We start from the raw sequence: 6,643 nt of genomic DNA, 5'->3' as shown, positions 1-6,643 counted from the left end.
GGACAAGGGGGAAACCCTTGTCCCGCGGCCCGTTCGGGCGCGCCCCCTAAGGGGCGCGGGGTACTGCGCGACCAGCCACGACGCCACTCGCGGAGGCAAACGGCGAAACCGTCAGCTCTTACGGGCCTTGGCCACCTTTTTCGGAGCAGCCTTCTTCGCGGCGGCCTTCTTCGCCACGGTCTTCTTGGCGACGGTCTTGGTGGCCACGGCCTTCTTGGCGGTGGACTTCGCGGCGGAGACCTTCTTGGCCGCGGCCGTCTTGGCGGGGGCCTTGGCCGCCGCCGGCTTCTTCACCGCCGCGGCGGCGACCCGCTTGCGCCCCCGCGAAGGAACCGCGTCGCTGATCCGGTCCGCGGCGAGAATGTCCCGCAGGAACTTGCCCGTGTGGCTCGTCGGGACTCCGGCGACCTCCTCGGGTGTGCCCTCGGCGACGACCAGACCGCCGCCGTTGCCACCCTCGGGGCCCATGTCGACCACCCAGTCCGCGGTCTTGATGACGTCGAGGTTGTGCTCGATGACGATGACCGTATTGCCCTTGTCGACCAGGCCGGACAGGACCGTGATCAGCTTGCTGATGTCCTCGAAGTGCAGACCGGTGGTCGGCTCGTCCAGGACGTAGACGGTCCGGCCCGTGGAGCGCTTCTGGAGCTCGGAGGCCAGCTTCACGCGCTGGGCCTCGCCTCCGGAGAGCGTCGGCGCGGACTGGCCGAGCCTCACGTACCCGAGACCCACGTCGTTGAGCGTGCGCAGGTGGCGGGAGATGGCCGGCACGGCCTCGAAGAAGTCGAGCGCTTCCTCGATCGGCATGTCCAGGACCTGGGCGATGGACTTGCCCTTGTAGTGGACGTCCAGCGTCTCGCGGTTGTAGCGCGCCCCGTGGCAGACCTCGCACGGGACGTACACATCCGGCAGGAAGTTCATCTCGATCTTGATCGTGCCGTCGCCGGAGCAGTTCTCGCAGCGACCGCCCTTGACGTTGAAGGAGAAGCGTCCGGGCAGGTAGCCCCGGACCTTCGCCTCCATCGTCTCCGCGAACAGCCTGCGCACGTGGTCGAAGACTCCGGTGTACGTCGCCGGGTTCGACCGCGGGGTGCGGCCGATGGGCGACTGGTCGACGTGCACGACCTTGTCGACGAGGTCGTCGCCGTCCACGCGCGTGTGCCGTCCGGGGACGGACCGGGCGCCGTTCAGCTCGCGCGCCAGGTGCGTGTAGAGGATGTCGTTGACCAGCGTCGACTTGCCGGAGCCCGAGACACCCGTGACGGCGGTGAGGACGCCGAGCGGGAAGGAGACGTCGATGTCCTGGAGGTTGTTCTCCCGGGCGCCGTGCACCGTCAGCTGACGGGTGGGGTCCGCGGGGCGGCGCAGGTCCGGCACCGGGATGGACCGCTTGCCCGACAGATACTGCCCGGTGATCGACTTGTCGTTGGTCAGCAGCTCCTTCATGGAGCCGCTGTGGACGACCTTTCCGCCGTGCTCGCCCGCGCCGGGGCCGATGTCGACGACCCAGTCGGCGACCTTGATGGTGTCCTCGTCGTGCTCCACGACGATGAGCGTGTTGCCCATGTCGCGCAGGCGCACGAGGGTCTCGATCAGGCGGTGGTTGTCGCGCTGGTGCAGGCCGATGGACGGCTCGTCCAGTACGTAGAGGACACCGACGAGGCCCGAGCCGATCTGTGTGGCCAGGCGGATGCGCTGGGCCTCGCCTCCGGAGAGGGTGCCCGCCGCGCGGTTCAGCGAGAGGTAGTCCAGGCCGACGTCGACCAGGAACCGCAGCCGTTCGTTGACCTCCTTCAGGACGCGTTCGGCGATCTTCTTGTCACGGGCGCCCAGCTTCAGCTCGGCGAGGAAGTCCGCGCAGTCGCTGATGGACATCGCCGAGACCTCGGCGATGGACTTCCCCATGACCGAGACGGCCAGGACGATCGGCTTGAGACGCGTGCCCTCACAGGTGGGGCAGGGCACCTCGCGCATGTAGCCCTCGAAGCGCTCGCGGCTCGCGTCGCTCTCGGCCTCGCTGTGGCGGCGCTTGACGAAGGGGACGGCGCCTTCGAAGGCCGTGGTGTAGACCCGCTCGCGGCCGTACCGGTTGCGGTAGCGGACCTCGATCTGCGTCTTGTGCCCGTTCAGGAGGGCCTTCTTGGCGCGCTGCGGGAGTCCGGCCCAGGGCATGTCGGTGGAGAAGCCGAGGGCGTCGGCGAGGGCTCCGACGAGCCGGCCGAAGTACTCCTTGGTGTGGCCGTGCGACCAGGGGTGGATGGCACCCTCGTCGAGCGACTTGTCCTCGTCCGGGACGATCAGCTCGGGGTCGACCTCCATGCGCGTGCCGATGCCGGTGCAGTCCGGGCAGGCGCCGAAGGGCGAGTTGAAGGAGAAGGAGCGGGGCTCCAGCTCCTCGAAGGACAGGTCGTCGTACGGGCAGTAGAGGTGCTCCGAGTACATGCGCTCGCGCTCGGGGTCGTCCTCGGGGAGGTCGACGAAGTCGAGCACGACCATGCCGCCCGCGAGGCCGAGCGCGGTCTCCACGGAGTCGGTCAGGCGGCGCTTGGCGGAGTCCTTCACCGTGAGGCGGTCGATGACCACCTCGATGGTGTGCTTCTCCTGCTTCTTCAGCGTGGGCGGCTCGGAGAGCTGGATCGTCTCGCCGTCGACCCGCGCGCGGCTGTAGCCCTTGGTCTGGAGGTCGGCGAAGAGGTCGACGAACTCGCCCTTGCGCTCGCGCACCAGCGGCGAGAGGACCTGGAAACGGCTGCCTTCCGGCAGTTCGAGGACCTTGTCGACGATGGCCTGCGGCGACTGCCGGGAGATGGGGCGGCCGCACTCGGGGCAGTGCGGCTTGCCGATGCGCGCGAAGAGCAGGCGGAGGTAGTCGTAGACCTCGGTGATGGTGCCGACCGTGGAGCGCGGGTTGCGCGAGGTCGACTTCTGGTCGATGGAGACCGCGGGCGAGAGGCCCTCGATGAAGTCGACGTCCGGCTTGTCCATCTGACCGAGGAACTGCCGGGCGTACGAGGACAGCGACTCCACGTACCGCCGCTGGCCCTCGGCGAAGATCGTGTCGAACGCGAGCGAGGACTTGCCCGACCCGGAGAGCCCGGTGAAGACGATGAGGGAGTCACGCGGGAGGTCGAGCGAGACGTTCTTGAGATTGTGCTCGCGCGCGCCACGGACGATGAGACGGTCGGCCACGCCGGTCCGCACCTTTCTTGAGAGAAGTGACAGGGGCGGGACCCCCGTCATTCACAGACTAGGGCGAGCCACTGACAACGCCGGGGCGGTTGCCCTGGTTGATAACAAACCCGGACCACCAAGAATGCCCGATGCCGCACTCGACCATATAGCACGTGCATTCGATTTGCGGTGCCGCTCCGACGCCTTCACCCAAACGTGTGGCGCGACTATCGTCGGGCGCATGATTGATCATGTGCGCGACCTGGCGTCTGTACGTGACGCGACCGACCGGCTGCTCACCGCAGCCGCGAAACTGAACAACGATTCGACCGCCGAACCGTCACGACTGCCGGGCTGGACCCGCGGTCACGTCCTCGCCCACCTGGCCCGGAACGCGGACGCGCTCGTCAATGTGCTGGCCGGGCGGCCCATGTACGTCAGTGGTGACGCACGCGACAACGACATCGAGCGTGACGCGCCGAGGCCGCTGACCGAGCAGCTCGTGGACGTACGCGAGTCCGCGGCGCGTTTCGAGGCGGCGGGCACGATTCCCGCCGACTGGTCCCGCACCGTGGAGCTGCGCAACGGTGTGACCGACTCCGCGTCCCGGTTGCCGTTCAGGCGATGGATCGAGGTCGAGCTGCACCACGTGGACCTGGGAATCGGCTACGAGCTGGAGGACCTCTCGGAGGAGTTCACGCAGCGCGAGATCAACTTCCTCACCGACCGATTCCGGAACGCCCCGGGCCTGCCCGCGCTGCTCATCAGGCAGGACGACGGCCGGGGGCTCTACACGGGAGCAGTCGAGGGCGTCACGCTGGAGCAGGCCAAGAGCGGCCACCAAACCCCCGTGGACATCACCGTCAGTGGCCGCCAGGCCGACCTCCTAGGGTGGCTCTCGGGCCGTCGTGACGGCTCCGCGCTGACGGCCGAAGGCGGCCTCCTGCCGTCCCTGCCCCCGCTATAGGCTGAGAGACATGACGTACAGCGGAGCAGTGAAGGTCGGCGGCGGTGCGGACGTCCACGAGCTGCAGGATCTGATGATCTCGAAGGTCGCGGTCGGCCCGATGGACAACAACGCCTATCTGCTGCGCTGCCGGGCCACGGACGAACAGCTCCTGATCGACGCGGCCAGCGACGCGGCCACGCTGCTCACGCTGATCGGTGACGACGGCATCACGTCCGTCGTCACCACCCATCAGCACGGCGACCACTGGCAGGCCCTCGCCGCGGTCGTCGAGGCCACCGGCGCCCGGACCTACGCGGGCCGCGAGGACGTCGCCGGCATCCCCGTGCCCACGGACATCCCGCTCGTGGACGGCGACACCGTGAGCGTCGGGCACGTCTCCCTCACCGCGCGTCACCTGGTGGGCCACACGCCGGGCTCGGTCGCCCTCGTGTACGACGACCGTCACGGCCACCCGCACGTCTTCACCGGCGACTGCCTCTTCCCGGGCGGCATCGGCAACACGCACCAGGACCCGGAGGCCTTCGCGAGCCTGCTGCACGACGTCGAGACGAAGATCTTCGGCACGCTGCCCGACGAGACCTGGGTCTATCCCGGACACGGCGGCGACACCACGCTGGGCGCCGAGCGCCCGCACCTCGCGGAGTGGCGCCAGAGGGGCTGGTGAGCTGCGGGAGCCGGGGGCTCAGGCCGCGTCGATCAGCGCCGCCACCCGCTCCACCGCGAACACATACCCCTGTACGCCGCACCCCGCGATGACCCCGTCGGCACGCTGGGAGACGTACGAGTGGTGCCGGAACGCCTCGCGCTGATGGATGTTGGAGATGTGGACCTCCACCACCGGCATTCCGTCACAGGTGTTGAGCGCGTCCAGGATCGCCACTGACGTGTGCGAGTAGGCGGCCGGGTTGATGACGATGCCCGCGTGGTGCTCGCGCGCCTCGTGGATCCAGTCCACCAACTGCCCCTCGTGGTTGCTCTGCCGCAGGTCCACGGTGCCGCCGTGCGCGGCCGCCGCCTTGGCGCACAGCGCCTCGACGTCGGCGAGCGTGTCCGATCCGTAGATCTCGGGCTGGCGCTGACCGAGCAGGTTCAGGTTGGGGCCGTTCAGGATCATGATCGGGGCGTTGGCAAGAGTGCGCGTCATGCCGTCAGCGTACTGAGAGATCATTCCGCGCCTTCGTACGCCCCCGGCCGCCGCCCTCGTCGACCGCGGCCCCTGTCACGGCGTGACCGCGAGCTCCAGGTAGGCGGCGAAGAGCACCAGATGGACGCCGCCCTGCAGCAGGGTGGCGCGCCCCGGCACGACCGTGAGCGTGCCGACGATCAAGGTGAGCGCCAGGAGCACCATGTGGGTCGGGCCGAGTCCGAGCACCAGCGGCCCCGAGAGCCAGACAGAGGCGACCGCGACGGCCGGGATGGTCAGACCGATGCTGGCCATCGCGGACCCGAGGGCGAGGTTGAGGCTGGTCTGCACCCGGTCGCGGCGGGTGGCGCGGACGGCCGCGATGGTCTCCGGGAGCAGTACGAGCAGCGCGATGATCACGCCGACCACGGAGTGCGGCATGCCCGCGCTCTCGACGCCGGACTCGATGGTCGGCGAGACCCCCTTGGCCAGGCCCACCACACCGATCAGGGCCAGGGCGAGCAGGCCCACGCTGATCAGCGCGGTGCGGGTGGAGGGCCCCGAGGCATCCTCGGAGTCGATCACCTCGCCCTTGCGGGTGATCGGCAGGAAGTACTCGCGGTGGCGCACGGTCTGCGTGGCCACGAACAGGCCGTACAGGACGAGCGAGGCGAGGGCGGCGAAGGTGAGCTGCGCCGTGGAGAACTCCGGGCCCTGCTTGCTCGTGGTGAAGGTCGGCAGGACCAGGCTGAGCGTGGCGAGCGTGGCCACGGTCGCGAGCGCTGCGCCGGTGCCCTCGGACTGGAAGATGGCGACGCGGTGGCGCAGGGCTCCCACCAACAGGCACAGGCCGATGATGCCGTTGCAGGTGATCATCACGGCGGCGAACACGGTGTCGCGGGCCAGCGTCGCGCTCTTGTCGCCGCCATCGGCCATGAGGGTGACGATCAGCGCGACCTCGATGATCGTCACGGCGACGGCGAGGACGAGCGAGCCGAAGGGTTCGCCGACGCGGTGCGCGATCACCTCGGCATGGTGCACGGCGGCCAGCACGGCACCGGCGAGCACGAGCGTCACCACGGCCACGACGACGCCCGGCAGATCGCGTCCCCAGGTGAGGGCGAGCAGGACGACGGCGAGGACCGGTACGGCCGCGGTCCACTGGGTGGCGATTGCCCGGAGCCGAGTGATCATGTCTCCGATGCTGCACCGGGCGCCGGGGCCCCGCTACCTCAGCTCTGCCCTCTCCCACGGCAAAGGGAGTGGCCGGGGGGGGGGGGGCGCGGGGGGCGCCCCGGGGCCGGGGGCGGGGCGGGGGCGCGCCCGGGGGGGGGGAGAGGGGCGCCGCCGGCGCGCGCGGGGGGGGGTGATGGAGGGCT

Annotated in this window: 5 protein-coding genes; 2 read left to right on the top strand and 3 right to left on the bottom strand. The window is 69.6% G+C overall.

Annotation, left to right across the window (positions count from 1 at the left end; genetic code table 11):
• Nucleotides 1–111: 111 nt before the first annotated feature.
• Nucleotides 112–3,189 carry an excinuclease ABC subunit UvrA gene (gene uvrA, locus ACWGIH_RS43350; RefSeq protein ID WP_453452776.1) on the bottom strand — a complete coding sequence of 1,026 codons (3,078 nt, stop codon included), beginning with the start codon at nt 3,187–3,189 and terminating at the stop codon, nt 112–114.
• Nucleotides 3,190–3,412: 223 nt separating this feature from the next.
• Between uvrA and ACWGIH_RS43345 the strand changes: the two genes are divergently transcribed.
• Entirely contained in the window at nt 3,413–4,138 is a 726-nt protein-coding gene (locus ACWGIH_RS43345) for a maleylpyruvate isomerase family mycothiol-dependent enzyme (RefSeq protein WP_453452777.1), read from the top strand.
• Nucleotides 4,139–4,148: 10 nt separating this feature from the next.
• Nucleotides 4,149–4,805, top strand: a complete 657-nt coding sequence (locus ACWGIH_RS43340) for an MBL fold metallo-hydrolase (RefSeq protein WP_453452779.1) — start codon at nt 4,149–4,151, stop codon at nt 4,803–4,805.
• A gap of 18 nt (nt 4,806–4,823) precedes the next feature.
• On the opposite strand, the gene aroQ is transcribed toward ACWGIH_RS43340, so the two are convergent.
• Nucleotides 4,824–5,285: a type II 3-dehydroquinate dehydratase gene (gene aroQ, locus ACWGIH_RS43335; RefSeq protein ID WP_453452781.1), complete on the bottom strand. Its 462-nt coding sequence runs from the start codon at nt 5,283–5,285 to the stop codon at nt 4,824–4,826.
• Between the two features lie 75 nt (nt 5,286–5,360).
• Nucleotides 5,361–6,458 carry a calcium:proton antiporter gene (locus ACWGIH_RS43330; RefSeq protein ID WP_453452782.1) on the bottom strand — a complete coding sequence of 366 codons (1,098 nt, stop codon included), beginning with the start codon at nt 6,456–6,458 and terminating at the stop codon, nt 5,361–5,363.
• Between the last annotated feature and the right edge of the window lie 185 nt (nt 6,459–6,643).

The organism is Streptomyces sp. NPDC054872 (genome assembly GCF_053610705.1).
This window is presented reverse-complemented; position numbering and strand designations above follow the sequence as displayed.

Bases quoted from the DNA above. Each gene is read 5' to 3' on its own strand.
- ACWGIH_RS43345 (WP_453452777.1), top strand. From the start codon at position 3,413: ATGATTGATCATGTGCGCGACCTGGCGTCTGTACGTGACGCGACCGAC.
- ACWGIH_RS43340 (WP_453452779.1), top strand. From the start codon at position 4,149: ATGACGTACAGCGGAGCAGTGAAGGTCGGCGGCGGTGCGGACGTCCAC.
- aroQ (WP_453452781.1), bottom strand. From the start codon at position 5,285: ATGACGCGCACTCTTGCCAACGCCCCGATCATGATCCTGAACGGCCCC.
- ACWGIH_RS43330 (WP_453452782.1), bottom strand. From the start codon at position 6,458: ATGATCACTCGGCTCCGGGCAATCGCCACCCAGTGGACCGCGGCCGTA.